Below are 26532 nucleotides of genomic sequence, written 5' to 3' on the forward strand. Positions count from 1 at the left end.
ATGATTAAAATCATTATTGTTTTGTTATTACTTTATATTCTGTTCAACCTGTTTAGAGCGTTGTTTGTGATGATGTCAGCAAAAGAGCACTCGAAACCCATGTCGCATTATTTAGGTCGTCGAGTGCTGTTCTCAGGTATTGTGCTGGTGCTCATCATTGCCGCAATGAAATTAGGCTTTATTCACACCAACCCGTCGCCGCTTCACAAAGCTACAGCACGTACACAAATACAAATAAACACAACCACACCACATCAACAAAGTGCCAATACCAAGCAGCTGCTTGAAAGGCAAAGTGCTTTTCACTCGTGAAGTGGCCTTTAAAAATTCTTAGTAGCACTACAAATAAAATAATGGTTCCAAGTGTCACGTGCATACCGTGAAAGCCCGTTAACAAGAAAAAGGTATTCCCATAAACGCCCGCATCTAAGGTCAAACCTAGATCTTGATAAGCATGCATATACTCATAAACTTGTAAGCCAAGGAAAATCACACCTAATAGCACGGTTAAAGATAAAAACACCTTCAGGGCGCCGCGCTTATTGTTTTCAATAGCAACATGAGCAAAGTGAATTGTGACCGACGAGGTAAGCAGAATAAGCGTGTTGATCAATGGTAGACCTTGCCAGCCCATAGCTTGTGTGGTCTCGCCCGCTGGCGTAGTTAATAGCGGCCATACGGCTTCAAAGGTTGGCCAGAGCACTTCATTGGTCATAGCATTATTACTTGCGCCACCAAGCCAAGGCACCGAAATCATACGTGCGTAAAAAAGAGCGCCAAAAAACGCCATAAAGAACATAACCTCAGAGAATATGAACCAGCTCATACCTTGTCTGAAGGAGCGATCCATTTGCGCTGAATAAAGCCCTTTATGAGACTCTTCAATAACGTTTTTAAACCAGCTAAAAACCATATAAATTAATATGGCAATGCCTAGATACAACACATACTGGCCACTACTGCCCTCACCACTTACTTGCATCACAGTTAAACCAGCACCAACAGCAATTAAAAACATCGCGATGGCGCCAACTATTGGCCAAGGACTCTCGGCTGGAACATAGTATTTTTCATAATTTTGATTCATTTTGTTTGCTCCCAATTAGCAATTAGCTTGGCGGCTTTTAATCGTTTTTAGCCACAACATGCCCGCTAATATCAAACACGGTATACGACAACGTCAGTTCCTCAACATCGTCGGGTAACTCAGTATCAACATAAAACAACAAGGTAAACTCCATTTCTTCACCGGCTTTCATTGGCTGCTGATCAAAGCAAAAACAGGCGATTTTATGTAAGTACTTTGCCGCTTTACCCGGTGATACTGATGGAATTGCTTGCATGACTTTGTCTTCATTACTGGTGTTTTTCGCTGAGAATTTAACTTCACGCATGGCACCAGGTTGTACTGCCACACTGTATTGCTCAGACTGCACCTTAAATGGCGCGCCGCTTTGAGCGTGAGTGGTAAAGCTGACATCAACTTGACGCTGTGTATTTATTGATTCACTCGCGCTCGCTTTTTCTAATGATGGCTTACCATTCAACCCTGTAACGTCACAAAACACGTCGTAAAGCGGCACCATTGCAAAAGCAAAAGCAAACATGAGCAAGCATGTAATCAGCAGTTTTTTTAGCAAAGGTGCATGGTTCATTACTTAATCTCCGGCGGTGTTTCAAAGGTATGATAAGGTGCTGGAGAATCGACTTCCCACTCTAAACCTTCAGCTCCATCCCATACTTTGGCAGGTGCTTTTTCGCCCCCTCTGGCACATTTAAATACCACCAACACAAACAACAGTTGCGATAAGCCAAATGCAAAACCACCAATACTGATAATGGCGTTAAAGTCAGCGAATTGCAGTGCATAGTCAGGAATACGACGCGGCATACCGGCAAGGCCAACAAAGTGCATAGGGAAGAACAACACGTTGACACTGATTAGCGATAACCAAAAATGCCATTTCGCCAGCGTTTCGTTATACATGTTGCCGGTCCATTTCGGTAACCAGTAGTAGGCCCCCGCCATAATTGAGAACACAGCTCCTGTCACAAGCACATAATGGAAGTGTGCCACCACAAAATAGGTATCATGATATTGAAAATCTGCCGGTGTAATCGCAAGCATCAAGCCAGAGAAACCACCTAAGGTGAATAACACAATAAAGGCGATGGCAAACATCATCGGAATTTCGAAGCTAATTGAACCGCGCCACATGGTGGCTACCCAGTTAAACACTTTAACGCCCGTTGGTACCGAAATGAGCATGGTGGCGTACATGAAGAACAACTCGCCTGCCACAGGCATCCCAGTGGTAAACATATGGTGTGCCCAAACGATAAAACTTAGCAGCGCAATCGATGAAGTTGCATACACCATAGACGCGTAGCCAAATAGCTTTTTGCGCGAGAAGGTAGGTACGATAGTCGATATAATGCCAAAGGCTGGTAAAATCATGATGTACACTTCAGGGTGACCGAAGAACCAGAAAATGTGCTGGAACATCACAGGGTCGCCCCCTCCGGCTGCATCAAAAAAGCTGGTTGCAAAGTATTTATCGGTCAACACCATAGTGACTGCCCCTGCTAGAACTGGCATAACAGCAATTAACAAAAATGCAGTGATTAACCATGTCCATACAAATAGCGGCAGCTTCATCCACGTCATACCCGGCGCTCTTAGGTTGACGATGGTCACGATAACGTTAATCGCCCCCATAATTGAGCTGATACCCATGATATGTACGGCAAACACAAAAAGTGCAGTGTTATCGTTGCTGTAAGTTGTTGATAGTGGTGCGTAGAAAGTCCAACCAAACGCAGGACCGCCACCCGGCATAAGTAACGAAGCCAATAGAATTAAAAATGCGAACGGCAATATCCAAAAGCTCCAGTTATTCATACGTGGTAAGGCCATATCAGGTGCACCTATCATCATAGGTACCATCCAGTTTGCAAGCCCAGTAAATGCGGGCATAACGGCACCAAACACCATGATCAAACCATGTACGGTAGTCATTTGGTTAAAAAAGTGCGGATCAACTAACTGTAATCCAGGCTGAAACAGTTCAGCGCGGATCACCATTGCCATCGCTCCACCAATTAAAAACATGGTGAGTGAAAAAATCAGGTATAAACTCCCGATGTCTTTATGATTGGTGGTGTAAAGCCAACGCTTAAAACCTTTAGCAGGGTGATGATGGTCGTGATGCGCATGCCCAGTTGCTTGCTCGTTAATAACGTTACTCATTAGTTCGCCTCCGCTGCTGCATCAATCGCGGCTTGAATTTGACTCGGTTGGATAACATCGCCGGTGTCATTACCCCACGCATTTCGCTTATAAGTAATAACCGCAGCAAGTTGCTTGATTGAAAGCTGTTTATCAAACGCTTGCATTGCTGTGCCAGGCTTACCGTGTAACACAATATCTATGTGATCTTTTACATCACCTAATACAATCGGGCTGCCTTTAAGTGCTGGAAATACGCCAGGTAGGCCCATACCGGTAGGTTGGTGGCATGCAGCACAGCTTGCCATATACACTTGCTCACCTAAGACCATAAGCTCTTCTTTCGGTAATGTTTGATCAAGCAAAGCAGCATCCGCTGCGGCCGCATTGGCTTTTTCTTGCTTAGCATCTGCAAGCCAATTAGCAAACTCATCTTCAGGTAAAACTTTCACCACTACAGGCATAAAGCCATGATCTTTACCGCATAACTCAGCACATTGGCCACGGTACACGCCTGGCTCGTTAATACGTGTCCACGCTTCATTGATAAACCCAGGATTTGCATCCTTTTTAACCGCAAAATCAGGCACCCACCATGAATGAATTACATCGTCTGAAGTCATTAAAAAGCGAACTTTTTTATTGATAGGAAGTACTAGCGGTTTATCTACTTCAAGCAAATAATGTTCAGTTTTCTCTGCTTGGTTGTCTATTTGATCTTTAGGAGTAGATAGAATCGAGTAATAGGCAATGTCTTCACCCATGTACTCATAATGCCACTTCCACTGTGAGCCCGTCACTTTAATGGTGATATCGGCTTTAGAGGCATCTTCCATGGCAATTAAGGTTTTTGTGGCAGGCACAGCCATGGCGATTAAGATGACAAATGGAATGGCAGTCCAAAGTATTTCAACTTTTGTACTTTCATGAAATTGGGCAGGCTTGGCCCCTTTGGATTTACGGTGGTGTATTAAAGCCCAAAACATCACCGCAAATACGATGATGCCGATTACACAGCAGATAATAAATATCGTCATGTGTAACTCATAAACATTATTACTTATATCGGTCACCCCTTTACGCATATTGTATTGGCTATTTGCCAATGCAAGCTCAGGAAGTGCAAACAATATAAGCCACAAGGCGTAACGCAGTTTACCCATGTGACGGCTCCTTTAGATGCTATTGCAAGACGCAAAGCGAAAAGGCGATACAACAAGGTGCCCATTCGTTTTTCTTATTGTTCAGAGCGACTACGTATCATTTTGACCCACTTATGATACCTACCCCATGACTAACACCTCGCACATTTTTGTGTCTTTTTATTAATTAGGTGTTAATACAGTGTATTAACCAATTAGTTAAAAAATGACCAATAAGCAAGTTTTAATGATAATAAATGTTTATTTTGGTGCAGAAATAACAACTATAATCAGCGCTTTATTTAATGTTTAGGGGTAAAAAACGAAATATAAAAAGAGAGGAAAACTGCGCCATATAAGGCTTTAAATGAAGAGTAAGGATTCACAAATCCTAATTAAGTAGTAAAATTTCAGTGGCGCACCAAATTGAGTCAATTTGATGCACCAAATTGGGAACGTTTACATCCAGTCAGCGTTACGAATAACACCTACCGCTAACCCCTCGATGTTGAACGACTCATGCTCAAGGTCAACCTCAATAGGCGAAAACTCTTCGTTCTCAGCGTGTAAAAGTACTTTGCGACCCGCTTTTTCTAGACGCTTAACTGTTACATCTTCATCGACTCGAGCTACAACTACTTGCCCGTTTTCAGCAACTTGTGTTCTGTGTACTGCAAGCAAATCGCCATCCATAATACCAATGTCTTTCATACTCATACCATTTACACGCAGTAAGAAATCGGCTGCAGGTTTAAATAATGAAGGATCAACTTGGCAGTGACTTTCAACATGCTCTTGCGCCAAAATAGGTTCACCAGCTGCAACACGGCCAATTAAAGGTAAGCCTAGTTGCTCTGGCTCATCTTCTTCAATTAACTGAATACCGCGACTCGCCCCAGGCTTCATTTTGATCATGCCTTTTTTAGCCAGTGCTTTTAGGTGTTCTTCAGCAGCGTTGGCACTTTTAAAACCTAATGTTTGAGCTATTTCAGCACGCGTAGGTGGCATGCCTGTATCTTTAATAAAGACTTTAATTAGTTCTAAAATTTGCGATTGGCGTTTAGTTAATGGGCGCATACAACTGGTTTTCCATACAGTACATTTAACTGTGAGTATATACAGTTATTTGAAAATCGCAAATTTAAATTAACCCCATCATATTGCTACAAAACTAACATTGAACCACACCGAAAGATGCCATAAGGTATTAGCTTTAATTAGCAGGCTAAGGAAACACAATGAGTATTTGGCACCACCCAATCACGTTAGAGCTTTGCAAAGAGCTAGAACAAGGGATCACCGGTCAAGGCACTTTAATGAAAACTATGGGCATTGAGGTGACTGAAATTGGTGATGATTATTTAATGGCAACTATGCCTGCTATTCCTGAGCATCATAACCCTATGGGTATGGTTCATGGCGGAGCAAACGTTGTATTAGCAGAGACAGTGGCAAGCTATGCAGCCAATTTCGTGGTTGATTTCAATAAGTTCTATGCTGTTGGCCAAGAAATTAATGCCAACCACATGAAAGCGTCACGCAAAGGAACGTTAACAGCAACAGCAAGACCGCTGCATTTAGGTAAGCGAACATCTGTTTGGGATATTAAAATTACCAATGCCGCAGGAGAGCTTTGCTGCGTATCAAGAATGACCGCAGCTGTTGTAGAGCGATAAATTCTGGCTATTTTTCGACAGGATAAATAGTAATTTCAATCCCTGCGCCAATTGCAGAGATACGTAACAAGGTATCGGCATGCAGGGGTTGGTTAAAGCATTTAGGCGAATTACCTGATTCAAAGCCTATATCAAATGTACGCTTTGAGCACGATAACCACTGTTTTAATGCATTGCGCGAGCATGACTCAATAAGCTCGCAAAGCTGGTTAATGGCTTTATCTGGAGAGCTGATATCTGCGGTTGCTTCAATACGTGCTAGTTGGCGGTATTCATCTTGGTCATAATGTAAAACCATGGCGTTTTTCTTCAAATCAGCAACAAGCGCACTAATATCGTGCTTTGATTCAAGCTCCAGATCTACATTTAAAAATTGAATTTCCGACATACTCTCGTTTTTACCCTCTATTGATATCGACTGAAACTTTAACTCAGTTTTGTATATATACCAAATCTAGAATACAGTTAATGCGACATTATGCCGCATTGGCAATCTAGCTAAACAACCTAAAATAGCGCCCACATAACAATAATAACGGGGTAATTATGAATAAACGCCTGTTTAAGTATGCTCGTAAAGGGCATAAATGGCTTGGTTATTTACTTGCTTTACAGATCTTTTTTTGGCTTTTAGGTGGGCTTGTGATGAGCTCATTACCACTTGAAAAAGTGCATGGTAAGCATCTGGCTAATCGCAGTTTAAGTAGCCCATTTTTATTGTCGGACTACCCTGCTTCAATTGATAAAATAACAGCGCAATTTGAGCAAATCGAAGGTATTAAATATAGCCATTTTTTAAATACCCCGATTATAGAAGTTACATCCTCTAGCGGTACGTTTACTTTTGATGGCAGAACAGGTGCTAAAATGCCTGCACCGAGTAAAGCGCAAATCATTGAAAATGCGCAAGCTCACCTGCTTATTGACGCAAAAATAACGCAAGCGCAGTTATTAACAAAAGGGCCAAGAGAGGTCGGCCGCAAAGCCAATGTTTGGCAAGTTAGCTTCGATGATTGGTTAACAACAACCTTATATTTAGATAGCCAAACCGGTAACCTTATTACTGTGCGCAGCACCCTGTGGCGGGTTTTCGACTTTTTCTGGATGCTACACATTATGGATTATGATGAGCGTGAGAACTTTAACAATCCACTACTCATCAGCTTCTCGGCCACCAGCGTACTATTTTGTATTACAGGAGTTCTCTTGTTACTACAAAACGTTCGAATTAAACGTAAAAAGCCAGCTACACGTGTTGGTCAATCAAAATAGGATTGCCATCTGGGTCGGTGATAATAAAACTCGCGTCACCGGCCTTTTGTATTTCTAATCCTTGTTGCTGAAATTGTGCAGCTAATTGCTCAAAGGTTGCAAATTCATCCAAAGCTTCAGCATTTTGATCCCACCCTGGGTTAAAGGTCAGCATGGTTTTGTCGAACATACCTTGAAACAAACCAATTAAATGTTCACCGTTTTTCATAATTAGCCAATGCTGTTCTATCTCCCCAGCAAACTCGTTGAAACCTAGCTTTTCATAAAACTGCTTTGAAGCACGAATATCTTTGACATTTAAACTCACTGAGAAGGCACCTAATAACATAGTTGTAATTCCTTTAATTAAAACGGCCTAACAACTATAGCTGAGTTGAAAAACTTTTCATTTTTAGAATAGTCGCTCTAAAATAGCGCTTCCTGTAGTTCACTGATGTGATGGATATGCGTTTATTTCTATACTTAGCCCTGTGTTTTATTTTCACTTTCCCTATATCCGCTAAAGAATTTTCGAGCTTTTACAGTGCCAAAAAGCATTTAATTAAGAATCTACCAAGCAACAGTAAAAGCTTATATTGTGGCTGCGACATAAAGCGCCAAGGTAAAAAACTTATGCCAGATCCTGATGCGTGTGGTTATATTCCTAGAAACCCTGTCACCCGCTCAGGAAAAGAGAATGCCCGCGCAAAAAGAATAGAGTGGGAGCATATTGTGCCTGCCTGGGAGTTTGGTCATCAATTACAATGCTGGCAAGATGGCGGTCGTAAAAACTGTAAAAAGGTCAGTGCGAAATTCCGTCAAATGGAAGCCGACATTAATAACCTTGCCCCTGCTATAGGCGAGATCAATGCTGACCGTTCAAACTTTCGCTACGGCATGGTGTCAACATCAAGTGCAAGTTACGGAGCATGCCCTGTAAAAATCGACTTTAAGCAGCGCGTATTTGAGCCACCCATTTATGCAAGAAAGCAAATAGCCGATACCTATTTTTATATGCAAAAAACCTATGGCTTAAAAATATCAGACAAACAACGCAAGCTATTTGAATCGTGGCAAAAGCTTGAAATAGCTGAAATTAGCAATCGTAAGTTACTCTAATAGTGAAATTCTTATGGGCTTCTAAAGTACAAAAAGAGCTCCGTATTTCACTTCCTGATCTAGAGCGCGAAGTTAACTAACAAAAAAGGCGCAGCTTCAGCTACGCCTTTTACATCATAAGCTTTGGTGAGGGCCAAACACCTCGTAGTGAATGCGTTCACTTGCAACCCCAATACTTAGTAGTTGCTCTTTGATCATTGCCATAAAGGCGATAGGGCCACACAGGTAAAAGTCACCTTTACTAATTGGTAAGCTGTCAGCGATGTGGTTTACATCCATCAAGCCCGCAAAATCGCCCCCCTTGCCATCTTTAAACCAGGTAACACAATGTAATGAAGCGTGCGCTTGTTGTTGCTTAAATAAATACTCTTTAAAGGCAAACTGCGTCTCACTGTCGCAAGCATGTAGATAATGGATTGACTGGTTAGGTTGATTACTTAATAGTGTTTCGAGCATCGCCATCATTGGGGTTTGACCAACACCCGCAGAAATCAATACAACAGGCGAGTCGATTTCGCGAAGCACAAAGTCGCCTGCAGGTGGGTAAATTTCTACCTCATCCCCCTCAGTTAAGCTGTGTAGGTAGTTAGATACCAAGCCTTCTTCTTTCACGCTAATTCGGTAATTGTGGCCATTACTTTGCTGTGATAAAGAGTATTGCCTAACTTGCGTTAAATCACTGTTTGCTGGCGTTACTTTAATTCCTAAATATTGGCCCGGTAAATACGCCACAACAGGCTTTGCATCGGCAGGCGTTAATATGAAACTGCAAATTTGCGATGACTCCATACGTTTTTCTGTAATTGTGAAAGTACGAGTACCAAACCAACCTCCCGGTGCCTTTTTGGTTTTTTGATATAGCGACATCTCCTCATTGATACATACATCCGCTAATAATGAATAGGCTTCACGCCATGCATACTCGACCTCAGGAGTAAATTGTTCTGGCAATAACTCTTTTAAAGTCGCAATCAGATGTCCACCAACAATAGGATAATGCTCTGGCAAAATATGGTAACTGGTGTGTTTATGATTAATGCGCGCAAGCGCACCTTTTAACACTGCCAAGTTATCAATATTTGCCGCGTAGGCAGCTAAGGCATTAAATAGCGCAAATTGCTGAGAGCCCGATTGCTGATGCGTCATATTAAAAATATTTTTAAGCTCTGGGTTGTAGCTAAACATACGATCATAAAAATACTCAGTCACTTGAGGGCCTGCTTGTGCAAGCAACGGCAAAGTACTTTTAACAATCTGGATCGTTTTTTCAGATAACATAGTTTTTCCTATTGGAGAGATTAACCGCGGCGACCATCAACACGACGATTCACTAAGATGGGCGCACAATGAAATAAAAATAAGCTAAAGCCAGCAACCCACAGCAATGCACTTAACTGCCATGCAAGGTGATGACCTAAATAAACGGGAAGTAACGAACGTACAATGGCAGCTATCACAATGAGTACAAATGCCAAACTAATGTACGCAGGGGCTTGTAATGCGCGCCCTGTGTGACCATGAGAGACACGTACCATCATGGCGATGATCATCACACCTATGGTGCCAACAGTGATCAGATGAAGCGCATCTTTGAATAAGATAATTGGGCTGAAATAGCTCAGCGCGACGAGTATTAAACCAACCGATAAAGCCCAATAAGCCACATGTAATGACCATAGCAAAGGCACTTTTAGAATGCCTTTATGCCACCACAAAACACACCGGGCTGAATGTAAACAAGCAAGCCAAGCAAAAACCCAACCGGTGCTCATTGCGCTAAAAAATAGCTGACTCATAAAAAACCACGCAATGGCGAAAAATGAGCTAAATACGACTAATTTATCGAGCTTGGGGGCTCTAACTTGTTCACTTAGGTTAAGGCCGCGCGCGGTAAAAAATGGCACAACTCGCCCAGCCACAACACCAACTAGCAGTGTCATGATAAGTACAGCGGTATCAACAACCCCCAGTGCCAGCGACATTTTATTAAGTACAACTAAGCTCAAAAAAATCACATTGAGCGCACAGAGCAAAGATGCGATGACAACAAATAAGTAGTTATGGCTGCTTTTTGACTGTATCAGCATGTCAGCTAGAATAATAATTCCAGCTAGCCACCAAACAAGTTGTAGCGCACTAACAATATAAAGGTTTAGCTGCTCGAACCCTGCAATCTCAATAAAAAAACTAAACCTTGCAGCAAGCCAAATCATGCTAAGCAAACAAAGCTTAATACCACTTACACTCGCCACACCTGTCCATGTTTGTGCGGCGGTTAGCAAAAAGCCCATGGCAACCACGCCTGCAAAGCCAAACAGCATTTCGTGAGCATGCCAAAGCGTTGCGGGCATTGTTAGGTGCCACTGTGCATAGCCCGCCAAGATTAAAAACCAGTAACTCATAGCAAATACAGCTAAGGCACCTGCCGCCAAGAAAAAAGGCCGAAATGCTAATGCCCATAACGGCCACTGGCTGAGTTGATAAAATTTGATCTTAGTTGGCATAGGTTCAGTTAAATTAATGACTTTCATTCGTGCTCTCAGCGTTTAATTTCCCCAGCTATTGCACAGTTCAAGCCAAAAATAAAAACCATTAAATATCAATGCATTAAATTTGGACACTTGATAAAAAAGTCAAAATGACACACCATTAAAAACATCAATAAAACACATTCAGGTCAAATTGACATGATGCTCAAAAAATCCCTTCTTGATGTTGCACTTGCATTTACCAAAGCAAGCAGTGTTGATCATAATTTCAGTTATCTGTTGAGTTGCATTAATGATTGGCTTGAATGTGATGCAGTTGCCTTATTATTGAAACAAGGCGATGTATTAAAGCCCGTAGCCCAGCATGGATTGTCGGACGATACGTTAGGAAGGCGCTTTAAAATAGCAGAGCATCCGCGCTTATTTGAAATATGCCGTGGCAGTGAGGCGTTAAAATTTGCCAAAGATTGTGGCCTACCCGACCCCTACGACGGTTTATTACAAAGCCAGCATGGCGACTTTCCTGTTCATGCCTGCATGGGCGTGCCGCTGCTGAGCAGCAAAGATAACAACGAACTATTGGGTGTTTTGACCTTTGATAGTTTAGATGAACATGCCTTTGACGCTTTAGCAATGAACGAGCTCAATCAACTAAAACAGCTAGCTGCAGGCTATGTTGAGCATGCCCTAACCTTGCAGCATTTTATGCAACACGCACAGCACAGCCATCAAGTTGCGCAGCAGCTTAACCTTGAGGCACTAACACGAGAAGGTGTCGAAATTATTGGTAATAGCCAAGCAATGCAGACCCTTAAAAATGATATTCAGCTGGTGGCTGCCTCAGAATTTAGCGTTTTAATACAAGGTGATACAGGCGTCGGTAAAGAACTCGTTGCGCGCAATATCCATTTAAACTCAAAACGCCGTGACATGCCGTTGATCCACTTAAACTGCGCATCGTTACCAGAGAACTTAGCCGAAAGTGAATTTTTTGGTCACAGTAAAGGCGCATTTACTGGCGCACATACTGCTCGCCAGGGTAAGTTTCAACTCGCCGATGGCGGCACGCTATTTTTAGATGAAATCGGCGAACTTCCGCTTGCCATGCAAAGTAAGTTATTGCGTGTATTACAAAGTGGTGAAGTACAAACGGTGGGGGAAGATCAAAGCCGTTATGTTGATGTCAGAGTGATTGCAGCAACCAATCGCGATTTAAAACAAGAAGTCGCTGCGGGGCGCTTTCGTGCAGATCTTTATCACCGATTAAGCGTTTACCCATTGCATGTTGCACCACTAAAAGAGCGCGATAACGATGTTATTTTATTGGCAGGTTTTTTTATTGAGCAAACATCTAAAAAACTGGCAATTAAGCAACTTAAGCTTAGTAGCGATACACAATTACTACTGCGTCAATATGATTGGCCAGGCAATGTGAGAGAGCTTGAACATGTGATCAGTCGCGCAGCACTCAAAGCCAAACAACAGCAATGGCAACAAAGCATTGTCACAATCGAGCCTGAGCATTGTGATATTGCTAAAACGGCCGTTGCTGCACCAAACCCTGTTGCAGTTAACGAACAAAAAGCCACTCGCTTATCGCTGAAAGAGGCAACTGACGCTTTTAGTTATCAATTAATTATGCAACAACTTGAACTACATAACCTAAACTGGGCAGCCACAGCACGCAGCTTAAGTGTTGATAGAGCCAACCTTGTGCGCCTAGCCAAACGGCTAGGCATTAGTGTTAAAAAGTCTGTTTAAGCTTTTAAATCTTTAAAATACGCTTTTAAAAGCTGACTAAATGCTTGTACTTTGGCTGTGCGATGCACCAAATGATGTGTCACTAGCCAAAGATCTGTTGGCCAGTTTAGCTCTTTAGGAAGCACTGGCAGCAGATCAGGGTATTGGCTTGCCACTTCATGCTGTAAACCACCAATTCCTAAGCCCCTCACAATCGCCCGTGTAGCTTCTGATGTTTCAGACACCCGTAGCTTAATTTGCGAAGGTTCAATGTGTTGATCAACCCATGCAAAATAAGGCACTTTACCGTTATAGCCAGCCACCCCAGAGACAAAACTATGCTGCTGCAACTGCTCAATATTCTTTGGCATGCCATACTTTTCAATATAACTTTTAGAGGCATAAAACCCTGACGAAAGTTCAGCTAAATGCTGGGCAATATAGTCGCCTTCATCAGGCCGAGGACCTGCTCGCACGGCAATGTGTGCCTGACCGTGATCAAGACGTAAGCGGTTTTGATCAAGAATAACTTCGAGCTGCACTTGCGGGTGCAGGCTTTGAAACTGTTCGCAGACATCACTAAGCACATCAATAAAACCACTGACCGTAGTTAATAATAAACTGCCTCGCAGTTGGCTATCAGCGGCAATAATATCGTTGTGAAGTTTTTCAAGTTCAGCGTTAATCGATTTTGCAGTCGCAAACAACTTAGCGCCTATTTCTGTCACTGTATAGCCACGGGCATGACGGTGGAATAACCGCGCGTCAAGGTTATCTTCTAAATTGTTGATTCTTCTAAGCACTGTGCTGTGATGAACACCTAACGATTCGGCAGCTGCGGTTAACGTGCCGAGTCTTGCCACCTCATAAGCGACTTTTACATCTTGCCAATCATCAAATTGAATCGCCATAACGGCTCCTTGTGTGCATATACGCACATAAGTTTTGCGTTTATTTGGCTTTTCTGCAAGCTGTTTTTTGCTACAGTGAGTATATCAACAGTGAAGCTTAAAAAAGGAAGCAATCATGACAGCACCAAAAATTATTGCCCTAGCAGGCAGCCTACGTAAAGACAGCTTTAATCAAAAACTGATCAATGAAGCTGCGCGCTTCGCCCTCGAAAGTGGTGCTGAAGTAGAAGTGATTAAATTAAGCGATTTAAACTTACCTTTATTTGACGAAGATATTGAAGCGCAAGGTACACCTGCTGGCGCACAATTATTAAAAGATAAGCTCCGCGCTGCTGATGGCATTTTATTAGCAAGCCCAGAATATAATGGCTCAATTACAGCACCACTTAAAAACGCAATCGATTGGGCATCTCGTACAGAGCAAGGTGCAGTGCCTGCTTTTCGAAATAAAGTTACTGCACTGTATGCATCGTCACCGGGTGGTTTAGGTGGCTTACGTGGTTTAAATCACGTACGTGATATTTTATCGGGTATTGGTAGCTTAGTACTTGCAGATCAACTAGCAGTGCCTGCTATCCACACTAAATTAGATGAGCAAGGCCGCATCAGCGATGCTGATACAGCCGATAAAGTTGCCAGCCTTGCCCAGCAACTTGTGAGCGTAGCGAGCAAATTAAATAAATAATTGCTAGCCTAGTTTTATCGCTACTAACTTAGCTTTGTCGCTGCTAGCTTAGCAGCGATAAAGTCTTCATGGGTTACATAAAGTAAGCTTGCGACGCGGCGAATAACCATTTCTTCATGCTTATCTAAATTGCCATCTGCGTAGGCTAATCGCCACAACAGTTCGATGATATCAATACGCTGCTCGGCGCTGCACTGGGCATTAATTTGCTTTGAAAACTGAAAATAATCTATTGCATCATCTAGGCTTTGTGATGCACTTGCAACTAACTCTTGAACCTCTTCCTCGTTAAGCGAGAAATACTTCTTTAAGGTCTCATTCAGGGTCTGTTGCTCATCATCTTGTAACTCATTATCTGCACGCATAACCTCAATCAATAACGCAGCAACGGCGGTTTTTAGGTCATGCTCAGTAATGCTAGATTGGGTATCATTCAGCGCTGAAAACAGCTGTTTTATTTTATTGAGCATCACATTTTCCCTTTTTGGGTGTTAGACTACATGTAAGACGTAACGTTACCTTAGTTTGACTATGGATGCTAATTCAGGTTCAACATCACGATGAAACAAGGTATTAATCACATGGAGTTAAGTGTTTATGAGTGAACTGAGAAGTACACAAGCACTATTAATTAGCGCCGTTTTAATGTTAGCGGGGTGCAGTAATGCACAGGCAGCAAAAGGCGAAACCGAAAAGCTCTATGACTTCGACGAAAAAGTCCATTACTACCAAACTAAATTGGCCGACGGCCGCTACCACCTCGAAATTCAGTCTGACGACTACAAGCACTTTCGCAATCAAAGCGTATTCTTACTGCGCCATGCTAGTCGCTTATGTAGAGACAAACCTTTTATGCTAAGAGTGACTGATGGGGTGCAGGAGTATGAACGTTTTCCAACTAAACCACGCGCCTATCAGCCACCTTTAACGGTTGTTTTACAGTGTGAAGACGAAGCTAAATAGCACTAGTCTTCATATCCCCACGGCGCGCTTGGCGGCGTGATAGGTTTAGTTAGGTCAAAATCAACGCGAAACTCACGTCCTTCACGCACTAAGCGATACGTAAATTGCTTTGGATAAATATACATTTGCCACGTGTTACCCATTGATTGGGGAATACCTTGACTCACAAACAACTCTTTTGAATACTGATCAGCCGGGAACGACTGTGCGTTAGCAAAACCCGCATCAAGGGTATGGCCACCATACATGGTTGATTTATCATCGCTGCCATCTTTATGACGATGGTCATGCTTTAAACTAAGTCCACTGCCCGTTTTTGTGATGATCCAAGTACGAGACGCATCATCCCCTACATGAAATGGCACTTGTAACTCACGCTCGTTACAACGACGTACATGCATTACTAACTTTTTGCCCGCAAATGAGCTCGGGCCAGCTGCGTTATCAACGCTCACTTTACCTTCGTAAGCTTTACCGCAATGGGCAGCAATATTATCAAAAAAGCCATCATGGCTTGGAATTGACACTAACGGTGCAGGTCGCGCAGCTGCTACTGATGATGCTGCCAAGAGCATCGATGCTACTAAATATTTCATGGTGTGTTCCCTAAATATAATTTTGCTTAGGCTAATTGTTTAAAGGCCATAAAGAAAACAATTACGATAAATAACAAAAAAACGCGGCCTTGGCCGCGTTTAGGTTCACATGGAAAAACAGGTTATTGCCAAGGGCGTTCTGCTGCAAGTTGCTGCTCAAAGGCATCAATTTGGCTGTTAAGTGTTTCAGTCACACCGATAAAGTCCAAGCCACTTAATAAACGCTCTTTGATGTCATGGCGAATATCAAAGTGAATAGTGTCAAACTTATCGCTACGAAGTTGTTGGTTTTCTAAATCAACTTCGATATGAATATCATCATGCTGTTCACTCAGTACAAATAATTGCTCAAGTGTTTCTGCAGGTAATGCGATAGCAAGCATTTGGTTATTGCCGCAGTTATTAAAGAAAATATCAGCAAAGCTTTCCGCTAAGATCACTTCAAAACCATATTGCTTTAATGCCCATGGCGCATGCTCACGCGATGAACCACAACCAAAATTGTCGCGAGTTAAAAGAATTTGCGCACCTTGGTAACAAGGGCGGTTCAAAATAAACTCAGGGTTTGGCTCGCCGTTATCTAAATAACGCCAATCGTAAAAAAGCGCCGCATCAAAGCCATCACGGCTGGTCGAAGTTAAAAACTGCTTTGGAATAATTTGGTCAGTATCAACATTGTTTTTATCTAACGGGGCCATTAAGCCACTAAAAAATACACTCATTAGGCTTCTCCTCTGATATCAACAAAACGACCATGAATTGCCGCTGCCGCAGCCATTGCTGGGCTCACTAAGTGAGTGCGGCCACCGCGACCTTGGCGACCTTCAAAGTTACGATTAGAGGTCGACGCACAGCGTTTACCGGCTTCTAATCTGTCGTCATTCATTGCTAAGCACATTGAACAACCTGGCTCACGCCATTCAAAGCCAGCTGCTTTGAAGATATCTGCAAGGCCTTCGTCTTCGGCTTGTTTTTTAACAAGGCCAGAACCAGGAACAATCAGCGCTTCAACACCCGCTGCAACCTGTTTACCTTCAACAATTTGCGCGGCAGCACGTAAATCTTCAATTCGGCTATTTGTACATGAGCCAATAAAGACGGTATCAACAGTTGCTGAAGACAATTTATCGCCTGCTTTTAAGCCCATATATTTTAGTGCGCTGCGGATTGCATCAGCCTTGATTAGATCTGGCTCTTGCTCAGGATCAGGAATGAATTCATCTACGCCAATCACTTGCTCAGGGCTGGTACCCCACGTAATTTGCGGTTGAATATCAGCAGCCTCTAATTCAACAACATGATCAAACTCTGCGCCTTCATCAGTTTTTAGTGTTTGCCAGTAGGCAACGGCACTATCAAAGTCAGGACCTTGTGGTGCAAATGGGCGACCTTTTAAATAATCATAAGTTGTTTGATCTGGCGCGATTAAACCCGCTTTTGCGCCCATTTCAATACTCATATTACAAAGCGTCATACGCGCTTCCATAGACAGCGCTTCGATTCCTTCACCACAAAACTCAGCAACATAGCCAGTACCACCCGCAGTGCCTAATTTACCGATCACCGCCATGATTAAATCTTTGCCAGTAACGGTTGGGCGCAGGCGACCATTTATTTGAATTTTTAATGACTTGGCTTTTTTCTGCTGCAGTGTTTGAGTCGCTAGAACATGCTCAACTTCTGAAGTACCAATACCGTGCGCTAGTGCACCAAATGCACCATGTGTAGAGGTATGGCTGTCACCACACACTATGGTTGTGCCCGGTAAGGTAATGCCCTGCTCAGGCCCCATTACATGCACAATACCTTGATTAATCGAATTTAAATCATAAAGTTGAATACCAAACTCTTTACAGTTTGCATCCAGTGCCATTAATTGATTTTTTGACACTTCACTCGCAGCATCTAATGAGCGACTTTTTGTTGAAACATTATGGTCCATAGTCGCAAAGGTTTTTTCTGGGCAACGTACTTTGCGGTTTTTCTCACGTAAACCCGCAAAGGCTTGCGGCGATGTAACTTCATGAACTAGGTGACGGTCGATATAAAGTAAATCGGTTTGATCATTTATGCTGGCGACTACATGAGCTTGCCAAATTTTATCGTATAAGGTTTGGGCCACTTGCTATTCCCTCATTTTAGTTACGCTGAGTGACGAGCTCAGCGCAAACAATTTTAATTAAATACGTGCCACAATTGCCGCAGCAACATCACTGGTGGTGTACCCTGCATTTGGGTAGATATCTGGCGTACCAACACCTGCTTCAACCGCTTCTGCCACCGCTTTTTCAATCGTACGAGCCGCTTCATCTTGACCTAGTGAGTAGCGCAACATAAGCGCAGCACTTAAAATTTGTGCGATTGGGTTTGCAACCCCTTTACCCGCGATATCAGGTGCTGAGCCACCAGCTGGCTCATACAAACCAAAGCCAGACTGATTTAAACTCGCTGATGGTAATAAGCCCATAGAGCCTGTGATCATCGCGCACTCATCAGACAAAATGTCGCCAAATAAGTTATCGCAAAGTAATACATCAAACTGGCTTGGCTGTTTTACTAACTGCATTGCCGCGTTATCAACATAAATGTAGTCAAGGCTTACCTCTGGGTAGTCTTTGCTCACTTCAGAGACCACTTCACGCCAAAGTACGCTGGTCGCCAACACATTCGCTTTATCAACCGAGGTAACATGATTACTACGCAGCTTAGCGGCTTCAAATGCAAAGCGTGCGATGCGCTCAATTTCTTTACGTGAGTATGTTTGGGTATCGAAAGCAGCTTCTTGCTCCCCTTCGCCACTGCGGCCTTTTTCACCGAAATAAATACCACCGGTTAACTCGCGCACACATAAGATGTCAAAGCCTTGTGCACTGATATCTGCACGCAGCGGTGATGCAGCACTTAGTGCTGGTAATAATTGTGCTGGGCGTAAATTACAGAACAAACCAAAATGCTTGCGCAGTGGCAACAGTGAAGCTCGCTCTGGTTGCTCGTTCGGTGGTAAGTTTTCCCACTTAGGACCACCTACCGAGCCAAATAAAATCGCATCGGCATTTTCACAAGCACTCAATGTACTTTGCGGCAGTGCCTGACCAAACTCATCAATGGCAGCACCACCAATCGCGTGGTGATGACGAGTCAAAGTAAAACCAAATTTTTCGCTTACAGCATCCAAGACGGTTTCTGCTGCTGCCATAACTTCTGGACCAATCCCGTCGCCTGCTAATACTGCGATACTGTAATTCGATTGACTCATCCTGCTTTCCTCTGTTGTTTTAAATCAGACACTTTTTGTGCACGATAAATTAAGTTATAAACGCGGATCATAGCGCGTACCGACGCTTCTACCACATCCGCTGCAATGCCCGCGCCGTGATATGGGCGACCATCGTATTTAGCGATAATATTCACTTGTCCTAGCGAGCTGGCGCCTTGGCCTGTTGCTTCTAGATTATATTCAATCATCTCAACCGACATACCCGTTAAGCGCTCAATTGCTAAGAATGATGCTTCGACAGGGCCGTTACCCGTTGCTGCCTCTTGCTTAGACTCGCCATCAATTGTCATGCCGATTGTTGAGCTCGCCACTGATTGTGAGTTAGACGTAGAGTTAACAAACTCAAGTTGGTACTTCTCGTCTCTATCTTTGATTTGATTAAAGTAAATCATCGCTTCTAAGTCGTAGTCATACACAGTACCTTTTTGGTCTGCTAATGCTAAGAAGCTGCTGTATAAGCTATCCATATCGTAATCAGATTTTTGATAGCCTAACTCTTCTAAACGATGCTCAATAACATGACGACCTGAACGCGAAGTCATGTTTAATTGATTATTAGGTACACCGACACTTTCTGGCGACATAATTTCGTAAGTGTTTTGGGCTTTTAATACGCCGTCTTGGTGGATCCCTGAGCTGTGTGCAAAGGCATTTTCACCAACAATTGCTTTGTTTGGTTGTACTGGCATATTACAAATCTTCGCGACTTGACGCGAAGCACGGTAAATCTCTTCACTGCGAATATCGGTATGCACTTTTAAGTGGTCTTCACGCATCTTCATGATCATCGCCACTTCTTCAAGCGAACAGTTACCTGCGCGCTCACCAATGCCATTAATCGTACATTCGATTTGGCGAGCACCAGCTTGTACTGCAGCGATTGAGTTAGCAACCGCTAAACCTAAATCGTTATGGCAATGCACGCTTAAACGCGCCTTGTCGATATTTGGCACATTGTTCATTAAGTGATGGATCATCGCAGCATATTCGTCTGGCGTTACATAGCCTACGGTGTCAGGTAAGTTGATTGTTGATGCACCCGCATCAATAGCTTTTTCAACGATGCGACATAAATCCCAATGCGGTGTACGACCAGCATCTTCACACGAAAACTCAACATCATCGGTGTAGTTACGTGCAAGTTGAATCGACTTAACAGCCATTGCCGTTGCATCGTCTAAGCTCATACGTAATTTGTGCTCAAGGTGTAATGGGCTGGTTGCAATAAATGTATGAATACGGCCCTGCTCTGCCGGGCGAAGTGCTTCACCACATGCTTCAATATCTTTTGCTACAGCACGTGCTAAGCCACAAATAATCGGCCCTTTCACTTCTGTCGCAATGCGCTGTACAGAGCGAAAATCTGCCGGGCTAGATACCGGAAAACCCACTTCCATTACATCCACATTTAAGCGGCTAATGGTATGCGCAAGTTGAATTTTGTCGTCTTCGGTTAGGCTTGCTTTTAATGCTTGCTCACCATCACGTAACGTTGTGTCAAAAATCCAAACCTTATCTTTCATAAACTGTCCTCGTTCCCAATGACCCATTAGCGAGATAAAAAAAACCCCGCGGTTGCGGGGTTTTTTAATGTTCTACAAATGCAAATACACTAAGCCCCGCTCACTGATTTAAGCAGTAAGAGGTTTAGTTTTAATGTAATTGAATGTGTAATTTGCATCTTAATTTACTAAATGTGTGTTCAGTGGCTGTATTTTTAACATTCAAAAAACCTGCTTGCAAGCATAATTTTTCCACAAATTCGATAAAATCACGCCTACAAAAGGTTAAAACACCCAAATAACAACAATTACACAAATAAAAATACCAACCCTACTTACTAAACATGATAAATAAAATAATGATCGAGCAATCTGTAACTAGAAAACGTAAAGAAAATATTTAACTCTGTGGTTAATAAATTTGATGGTGAGAATTCACAGTTCTGTAGATAACACGACGAGTATAAATTATGTGTTGATCTATCCTGTTGGGTTGTCCTTCGTTGCCATTGCTTTGTAATAGCCTAGCTTGTTGATCTCTCAAATCAACTGATGTTGCATTGCTAGCAGTCTCTGAGCTATGGTTCTTTGAAATAGTAGCGCTTTTTGGGTATAGCGCAATTCGGCTATAAACATGGCGAAACTGACTGTAGGGAACTCGCTTCCAACCATTTTGGTTAATCCAAAACTGGCAGCGTTTGTCATCTCGAAATTGTGAGACCTGATGAGCGTCTAATACCCCAAGCAGGTTATCTTGAATTTTCTTTTGCACACTTTTCGGTAACGAGTATAACAAACTGCGGCTCAAGTCCCGAAAGCTTGGGCTGTTTTTTACCGTTGTTTCTTCACTCTGTTCTAAAAAATGGGCATGAGTATCATTCACCGGATCCTTGGTGAGCATATGCGTCCTCGCTATTTATTCATATTTTGAGGTAACTGAATAACGAAAAATCAGTTACTTAATTTGGCAGCGAACAATACATAAAACAGGAACAAAAATCCACCATGCTTTAGGCTGTTTTTTCTACATTACCTTTACTATCACGACCATACAAAGTGGCACCGCGAGCAATATAACGTAATTGCCAGATCAAGCGTTCAACCAGTTCTTCGCGTTGTGTCCCTTCAATATCGAGGGCTTCGGCACCGGCGTTAAATACTAAAGTCACCATGGCTTCGGCTTGAATATATGCATGAGTTGGGTCGCACGGAGTTTCGCTTTCAAGGTAATGCGCAAGCTCTAAAATGAAATGTTTAATTTCACGAGCAACCGCAGCACGAAATGCTTTTGAAGTTCCTGAGCGCTCACGCAATAACAATCTAAATTGGTTGCTCGAGTTATCGATGAACTCCATAAAGGTCACGATTGATGTCGTGATCACACTACCGCCGCTCTCAATACGGCGACGCGCTTGGCGCATAAGTTGACGCAGTGTTAAACCAGCTTCATCAACCATGGTCAAACCAAGCTCATTCATGTCTTTAAAGTGGCGGTAAAAAGAGGTGGGGGCAATCCCTGCTTCACGGGCAACTTCACGTAAGCTTAAATTAGAAAAACTATGATCGGCACTCAATTGATTGAATGCAGCCTCGATTAGTGCTTGTCGTGTTTTTTGTTTCTGTTGCGCTCTAACACCCGACATGGAAACTCCCAGCGTGAACTTTTAATGATTTTTCGGTTAATGAGCTAGTCTAATACTTGACGCGGAGAGAATGAAACACTATTTTAGCGTACAACTGTACGCCGAGATTTATTCAGATGAAAAAACCACCGATTATTTGGACCAATGTGCTATTTTTTAGCCTTACATTTTTGGCCGCGATCACCCTTGTTCCTTGGTATGGCTTTAGCTACGGATACACCAGTACACAGTGGATAGCCTTTGTTGGCTGTATGTTCTACGCCGGACTTTCTATTACTGCAGGTTATCACCGCTTGTGGGCACACAAAGCCTATGATGTGCATCCTGTTATTGAAGTAATTTTTGCCTTAGGTGGTGCTTTTGCATTACAAAATAGTGCCTTGCACTGGAGTAGCGATCACCGTATTCACCATGGTCAAGTTGATGATCCAATCAAAGACCCTTACGCCGCTACTAATGGCTTTTGGTATAGCCACATTGGTTGGATGCTGCGCGATTATCAAGGCGAACAATACGGTAACTACAGTAACTGCCGAGACTTACAAAAAAACAAAGTCGTTATGTGGCAACACCGTCACTATATGAAGTTAGTCGTCGCGACTAATTTTGGTATTCCTTTACTACTTGGCTTAATGCTTGGCGATGTATGGGGCATGTTATTACTGGTTGGTTTACTGCGCTTGGTATTGAGCCAACATTTTACCTTTTTTATCAACTCGCTGGCGCATATCTGGGGTTCACGTCCGTACACAGAAAAAAACACCGCCCGTGATAATGGCTTTTTAGCGCTATTCACATACGGTGAAGGCTATCATAACTTCCACCATATTTTTGCTAGCGACTATCGCAATGGCATTAAGTGGTATCACTATGATCCAACTAAGTGGATGATCCGCTCTTTAGCGGCAATCGGTCTTGCTTCAAAATTAAAGCGCACACCGATTGAGCGAATCGAAAAAGCCAAGGCAGAAACCTTGATGAATAAGACTCAAGGTCGCCTTGCAAAATTGCCTTTAGCGCAAGATAAGCTTACATTATTACAATCTGAGTACGATTTACTGCTGAAAAAACTGCAACACTTCTGTGCCTTGCAAAAACGCGTGTTAGAAATCAAACGCAATAAAATGATGAAACAGTGTGAAAAATCAGCATTAATGACACAATATCACGAGCTTGAAGCCGCTTGGGAAAACCAAAAGCAGGCTTGGCTTGCACTAAATGCGAGGTTGTTAAAAGCCTCTTTTAGTTAACATAGGAGCGGCTGTGGCCAAACAACAAGTAAAGCAAAAAGATACTCCATCTTATCAATATGATGCAATCATCATAGGTACAGGTCCTGGCGGTGAAGGTACCGCCATGAACCTATCTAAAAGCAACAAAAGAGTCGCTGTTATTGAACGTCAAGAAGCGGTAGGCGGCGGTTGTGTGCACTGGGGTACTATCCCTTCAAAAGCATTACGTCACTCTGTAAGTCGTTATATTGAATATAAAGCAAACCCGCTATTTAATATTAGTGAGCGCCCTAACCGCTTAACTTTCCCCGATATTTTGCGCCACGCAAGTAACGTCATTTCAAAGCAATCTAATTTACGTAGCAGCTTTTATGAGCGTAACCGCATTCATATGTATCAAGGTGATGCTGAGTTTATTGATAAACACACCATTAAAGTAACGCACCTAGACGGTTCATTTGAAACAATCACCGCACAAACAATCGTTATTGCTACTGGCTCGCGCCCTTACCGTCCACCAGGTGTAGACTTTAAACATCCACGTATTTACGACAGCGATACCATTTTAGGCCTTGAAGATGACCCTCATCGTGTGCTGATTTATGGTGCAGGTGTAATTGGTTGTGAGTATGCCTCTATTTTTAAAGGTTTAGGCGCCAAGGTTGACCTAGTGAATACCCGTGACCGCCTACTTGCCTTTATGGATGCGGAAATTTCAGATGCTCTGAGCTATCACTTTTGGAATAGCGGTATTGTTATTCGTCATAATGAAGAGTTTGATCGCGTAGAAACTCGCGATGATTGTGTGGTAATGCACTTGAAATCAGGCAAGCGCGTAAAAGCTGACTGTATTTTATTTGCCAATGGCCGTACCGGTAACACGGACACATTAAACCTTGAAGCTGTTGGCCTAAAAGCGGATGGTCGTGGCCAGCTTAAAGTGAATGAAACATACCAAACAGAAGTCGATAACATTTATGCTGTGGGCGATGTAATAGGTTACCCAAGCCTTGCCAGTGCGGCATTTGACCAAGGCCGTATTGCAGCCGATGCGATTGCATGTGGTAACTGTGATGAAAAGCTGATCATTGATATCCCAGCAGGTATTTATACAATCCCTGAAATGAGCTCAGTGGGTAAAACCGAGCAAGAGTTAACAGCTGCAAAAGTCCCTTACGAGGTAGGCCGTGCTCAATTTAAGCATTTAGCACGTGCGCAAATTGCAGGCACTGAGGTGGGTAGCCTAAAGATTTTATTCCATGTTGATACCAAAGAAGTACTGGGTGTGCACTGCTTCGGTGAGCGTGCCTCTGAAATCGTTCACATCGGTCAAGCGATTATGGAACAAAAGAACGGCGGTAATAACATTGATTACTTTGTAAATACCACGTTCAACTACCCGACTATGGCTGAAGCCTATCGCGTAGCTGCATTAAATGGTTTAAATCGTTTGTTTAAGTAAATAAAAAAGCCCGCTTAATGCGGGCTTTTTTACGATTAGCTTTTGCTTATTTGTGGTATTTACCACTGAATTCATGAACAGCGTTGATAAATACACCTGCGTTTTCTGGGTCTACATCTGGTGTAATACCGTGACCTAGGTTGAATACATGGCCAGAGCCTGTACCAAAGTCTTCTAGGATAGTAGCAACTTCTTGGCGAATACGCTCAGGCGTGCCATGCAGCATTGCTGGGTCCATGTTACCTTGTAGCGCGACTTTATCGCCAACACGACGCTTTGCATCACCAATGTTAATAGTCCAGTCTAGACCTACTGCATCACAGCCTGTTGCTGCAATTGCTTCAATCCACTGACCACCATTTTTAGTAAATAACGTCACTGGCACTTTACGGCCATCGTATTCGCGAATTAAGCCATCAACAATCTTGTGCATGTATTGTAATGAAAACTCATTGTAGTCACGTGGGCTTAATACACCGCCCCATGAGTCAAATACCATTAAGGATTGCGCGCCCGCTTTAACTTGCGCGTTTAAATAGTCGATTACTGAGTCAGCTAATTTATCAAGTAATAGGTGCAGTGTTTGTGGATCTGCAAAGGCCATTTTCTTGATTTTACCGAATGTTTTGCTGCTACCACCTTCAACCATGTAAGTGGCAAGTGTCCAAGGTGAACCAGAGAAACCAATTAGCGGTACTTCACCTTTTAATTCGCGACGAATCGTACTTACCGCATTCATCACATAACCAAGCTCATCAGTTGGATCGATATTTGGGATTTTTTTAACATCTGCTAATGAAGAAATCGGACGTTCAAATTTTGGACCTTCACCTGTTTCAAAGTAAAGACCTAAGCCCATAGCATCTGGAATAGTTAAAATATCACTGAATAGAATTGCAGCATCAAGCGGATAACGACGTAATGGCTGTAACGTTACTTCACAAGCAAGTTCAGCGTTTTTACATAAACTCATAAAGTCGCCTGCTTGGGCACGTGTAGCACGGTATTCAGGTAAATAACGGCCAGCTTGGCGCATCATCCATACCGGTGTGACATCAACAGGTTGCTTTTGTAGTGCACGTAAATAACGATCGTTTTTTAATTCGCTCATGCGTATAGAATCCTAGAACTGAATGAAATTGAGCAGATTGTATCACCATATTGCGTGTCTCACTATGGATAGATAATCAAGGCTAGATATAGATCATGTTTTTTAAGCCTACCTAAGCCTATAGTGTGTTTTTTGAGCGAAAACAAAATAAATTTAAAACTTTTCATTAATAAATTTGCAACATACAAAAAAGCTTGGTATAACTTATCCCGCTTTAACAAAAACAATAATAAAAATCTTATAACAATAAGAACAACAATCTTCCCATAATAATAAGAACGCTTGTTTTAACAAGTCTTAGAAAAAGAGTTAAACCACCAATTTTGGTGGTTTTTTCTTTTCTAAATCAGCAAATTACAACTCATCCGCTTAGATAAAAATCGCAAAATTAATACTAGTAGTTTTGAATCAATTCCCATACACTGCAATGAGAGCAAAAAAAGTCCACTCTAAAAAACAAGGAATTTTTTAGCTTATTCAATGCTGAAAACTATGCCTTTAGAA

Annotated in this window: 28 protein-coding genes; 9 read left to right on the forward strand and 19 right to left on the reverse strand. The window is 42.6% G+C overall.

What is annotated here, in order from left to right; genetic code table 11:
• Positions 1-312, forward strand: a complete 312-nt coding sequence (locus NO991_RS17575) for a DUF2909 domain-containing protein (protein WP_138618448.1) — start codon at positions 1-3, stop codon at positions 310-312.
• Here the strand turns inward: NO991_RS17575 and NO991_RS17580 are convergent.
• From NO991_RS17580 to lexA, 5 genes are all read right to left on the reverse strand, one after another.
• Positions 212-1087, reverse strand: a complete 876-nt coding sequence (locus tag NO991_RS17580; RefSeq protein ID WP_371352248.1) for a cytochrome c oxidase subunit 3 — start codon at positions 1085-1087, stop codon at positions 212-214. The two genes, NO991_RS17575 and NO991_RS17580, sit on opposite strands and share 101 nt — an antisense overlap.
• A gap of 37 nt (positions 1088-1124) precedes the next feature.
• Positions 1125-1655 (reverse strand): cytochrome c oxidase assembly protein, encoded by a 531-nt coding sequence (locus tag NO991_RS17585; RefSeq protein ID WP_054554454.1) that lies wholly within the window; start codon positions 1653-1655, stop codon positions 1125-1127.
• Positions 1655-3250, reverse strand: a complete 1596-nt coding sequence (gene ctaD, locus NO991_RS17590; RefSeq protein WP_054554455.1) for a cytochrome c oxidase subunit I — start codon at positions 3248-3250, stop codon at positions 1655-1657. The genes NO991_RS17585 and ctaD overlap by 1 nt, the downstream gene beginning before the upstream one ends.
• Positions 3250-4392, reverse strand: coding sequence for a cytochrome c oxidase subunit II (gene coxB, locus NO991_RS17595; protein ID WP_371352249.1), 1143 nt, complete (start codon positions 4390-4392; stop codon positions 3250-3252). Before coxB ends, ctaD begins: the two co-directional genes overlap by 1 nt.
• Positions 4393-4830: 438 nt before the next feature.
• On the reverse strand, positions 4831-5448 hold the full coding sequence (lexA, locus tag NO991_RS17600) for a transcriptional repressor LexA (protein ID WP_054554457.1): 618 nt from the start codon (positions 5446-5448) through the stop codon (positions 4831-4833).
• A gap of 161 nt (positions 5449-5609) precedes the next feature.
• Between lexA and NO991_RS17605 the strand changes: the two genes are divergently transcribed.
• The gene (locus NO991_RS17605; RefSeq protein WP_054554458.1) at positions 5610-6047 is read left to right on the forward strand and encodes a PaaI family thioesterase; all 438 of its coding nucleotides are present in this window, start codon (positions 5610-5612) and stop codon (positions 6045-6047) included.
• A 7-nt stretch (positions 6048-6054) separates the two neighbouring features.
• On the opposite strand, the gene NO991_RS17610 is transcribed toward NO991_RS17605, so the two are convergent.
• Complete coding sequence (locus tag NO991_RS17610) at positions 6055-6435, reverse strand: hypothetical protein (RefSeq protein ID WP_054554459.1); 381 nt, start codon at positions 6433-6435, stop codon at positions 6055-6057.
• 158 nt (positions 6436-6593) lie between these two features.
• Here NO991_RS17610 and NO991_RS17615 point away from each other — a divergent pair, with 158 nt between their 5' ends.
• Positions 6594-7319 (forward strand): hypothetical protein, encoded by a 726-nt coding sequence (locus tag NO991_RS17615; RefSeq protein WP_166341145.1) that lies wholly within the window; start codon positions 6594-6596, stop codon positions 7317-7319.
• Here the strand turns inward: NO991_RS17615 and NO991_RS17620 are convergent.
• Positions 7294-7647 carry a VOC family protein gene (locus NO991_RS17620; protein ID WP_054554461.1) on the reverse strand — a complete coding sequence of 118 codons (354 nt, stop codon included), beginning with the start codon at positions 7645-7647 and terminating at the stop codon, positions 7294-7296. The genes NO991_RS17615 and NO991_RS17620 overlap by 26 nt on opposite strands.
• A gap of 116 nt (positions 7648-7763) precedes the next feature.
• Here NO991_RS17620 and NO991_RS17625 point away from each other — a divergent pair, with 116 nt between their 5' ends.
• Positions 7764-8417 (forward strand): endonuclease, encoded by a 654-nt coding sequence (locus NO991_RS17625; protein WP_371352250.1) that lies wholly within the window; start codon positions 7764-7766, stop codon positions 8415-8417.
• A 114-nt stretch (positions 8418-8531) separates the two neighbouring features.
• Here NO991_RS17625 and hmpA read toward each other — a convergent pair whose 3' ends face one another.
• Complete coding sequence (gene hmpA / locus NO991_RS17630; protein ID WP_138601001.1) at positions 8532-9695, reverse strand: NO-inducible flavohemoprotein; 1164 nt, start codon at positions 9693-9695, stop codon at positions 8532-8534.
• A gap of 20 nt (positions 9696-9715) precedes the next feature.
• The gene (locus NO991_RS17635) at positions 9716-10948 is read right to left on the reverse strand and encodes an NnrS family protein (protein ID WP_371352251.1); all 1233 of its coding nucleotides are present in this window, start codon (positions 10946-10948) and stop codon (positions 9716-9718) included.
• 156 nt (positions 10949-11104) lie between these two features.
• On the opposite strand from NO991_RS17635, the gene norR reads away from it, so the two are divergent.
• The gene (norR, locus tag NO991_RS17640) at positions 11105-12667 is read left to right on the forward strand and encodes a nitric oxide reductase transcriptional regulator NorR (RefSeq protein ID WP_371352252.1); all 1563 of its coding nucleotides are present in this window, start codon (positions 11105-11107) and stop codon (positions 12665-12667) included.
• Here norR and NO991_RS17645 read toward each other — a convergent pair.
• On the reverse strand, positions 12664-13557 hold the full coding sequence (locus NO991_RS17645) for a LysR family transcriptional regulator (protein WP_054562888.1): 894 nt from the start codon (positions 13555-13557) through the stop codon (positions 12664-12666). The genes norR and NO991_RS17645 overlap by 4 nt on opposite strands.
• A gap of 115 nt (positions 13558-13672) precedes the next feature.
• Between NO991_RS17645 and NO991_RS17650 the strand changes: the two genes are divergently transcribed.
• Entirely contained in the window at positions 13673-14242 is a 570-nt protein-coding gene (locus tag NO991_RS17650) for an NADPH-dependent FMN reductase (RefSeq protein ID WP_054554467.1), read from the forward strand.
• 23 nt (positions 14243-14265) lie between these two features.
• Here NO991_RS17650 and NO991_RS17655 read toward each other — a convergent pair whose 3' ends face one another.
• Complete coding sequence (locus NO991_RS17655) at positions 14266-14712, reverse strand: TerB family tellurite resistance protein (protein ID WP_054554468.1); 447 nt, start codon at positions 14710-14712, stop codon at positions 14266-14268.
• Positions 14713-14887: 175 nt separating this feature from the next.
• Here NO991_RS17655 and NO991_RS17660 point away from each other — a divergent pair, with 175 nt between their 5' ends.
• The gene (locus NO991_RS17660) at positions 14888-15205 is read left to right on the forward strand and encodes a hypothetical protein (protein ID WP_251603649.1); all 318 of its coding nucleotides are present in this window, start codon (positions 14888-14890) and stop codon (positions 15203-15205) included.
• A 2-nt stretch (positions 15206-15207) separates the two neighbouring features.
• Here the strand turns inward: NO991_RS17660 and NO991_RS17665 are convergent, their stop codons facing one another.
• The 7 genes from NO991_RS17665 to fabR all read right to left on the reverse strand — a co-directional run bounded on the left by NO991_RS17665 (position 15208) and on the right by fabR (position 22223).
• Entirely contained in the window at positions 15208-15801 is a 594-nt protein-coding gene (locus NO991_RS17665; protein WP_194442647.1) for a hypothetical protein, read from the reverse strand.
• A 122-nt stretch (positions 15802-15923) separates the two neighbouring features.
• Positions 15924-16523 carry a 3-isopropylmalate dehydratase small subunit gene (leuD, locus tag NO991_RS17670; RefSeq protein ID WP_054562894.1) on the reverse strand — a complete coding sequence of 200 codons (600 nt, stop codon included), beginning with the start codon at positions 16521-16523 and terminating at the stop codon, positions 15924-15926.
• On the reverse strand, positions 16523-17923 hold the full coding sequence (gene leuC, locus NO991_RS17675) for a 3-isopropylmalate dehydratase large subunit (protein WP_371352253.1): 1401 nt from the start codon (positions 17921-17923) through the stop codon (positions 16523-16525). Before leuC ends, leuD begins: the two co-directional genes overlap by 1 nt.
• A 57-nt stretch (positions 17924-17980) precedes the next feature.
• Complete coding sequence (gene leuB / locus NO991_RS17680) at positions 17981-19057, reverse strand: 3-isopropylmalate dehydrogenase (RefSeq protein ID WP_054554475.1); 1077 nt, start codon at positions 19055-19057, stop codon at positions 17981-17983.
• Complete coding sequence (leuA, locus tag NO991_RS17685) at positions 19054-20601, reverse strand: 2-isopropylmalate synthase (RefSeq protein WP_371352254.1); 1548 nt, start codon at positions 20599-20601, stop codon at positions 19054-19056. The genes leuB and leuA overlap by 4 nt, the downstream gene beginning before the upstream one ends.
• 391 nt (positions 20602-20992) lie before the next feature.
• Positions 20993-21481 (reverse strand): hypothetical protein, encoded by a 489-nt coding sequence (locus NO991_RS17690; protein WP_166341161.1) that lies wholly within the window; start codon positions 21479-21481, stop codon positions 20993-20995.
• 109 nt (positions 21482-21590) lie between these two features.
• Entirely contained in the window at positions 21591-22223 is a 633-nt protein-coding gene (gene fabR / locus NO991_RS17695) for an HTH-type transcriptional repressor FabR (protein ID WP_166341163.1), read from the reverse strand.
• A gap of 116 nt (positions 22224-22339) precedes the next feature.
• On the opposite strand from fabR, the gene NO991_RS17700 reads away from it, so the two are divergent.
• Both NO991_RS17700 and sthA read left to right on the forward strand, forming a co-directional pair.
• A complete protein-coding gene (locus NO991_RS17700; RefSeq protein ID WP_058586121.1) occupies positions 22340-23473 on the forward strand; it encodes a fatty acid desaturase in 1134 nt (377 codons plus the stop codon).
• A gap of 13 nt (positions 23474-23486) precedes the next feature.
• Complete coding sequence (gene sthA / locus NO991_RS17705) at positions 23487-24917, forward strand: Si-specific NAD(P)(+) transhydrogenase (RefSeq protein ID WP_166341167.1); 1431 nt, start codon at positions 23487-23489, stop codon at positions 24915-24917.
• A 46-nt stretch (positions 24918-24963) separates the two neighbouring features.
• Here the strand turns inward: sthA and hemE are convergent, their stop codons facing one another.
• On the reverse strand, positions 24964-26028 hold the full coding sequence (gene hemE / locus NO991_RS17710; RefSeq protein WP_054554485.1) for a uroporphyrinogen decarboxylase: 1065 nt from the start codon (positions 26026-26028) through the stop codon (positions 24964-24966).
• Between the last annotated feature and the right edge of the window lie 504 nt (positions 26029-26532).

It is taken from the genome of Pseudoalteromonas sp. DY56-GL22, assembly GCF_041414715.1.
Taxonomy (GTDB): domain Bacteria; phylum Pseudomonadota; class Gammaproteobacteria; order Enterobacterales; family Alteromonadaceae; genus Pseudoalteromonas; species Pseudoalteromonas simplex.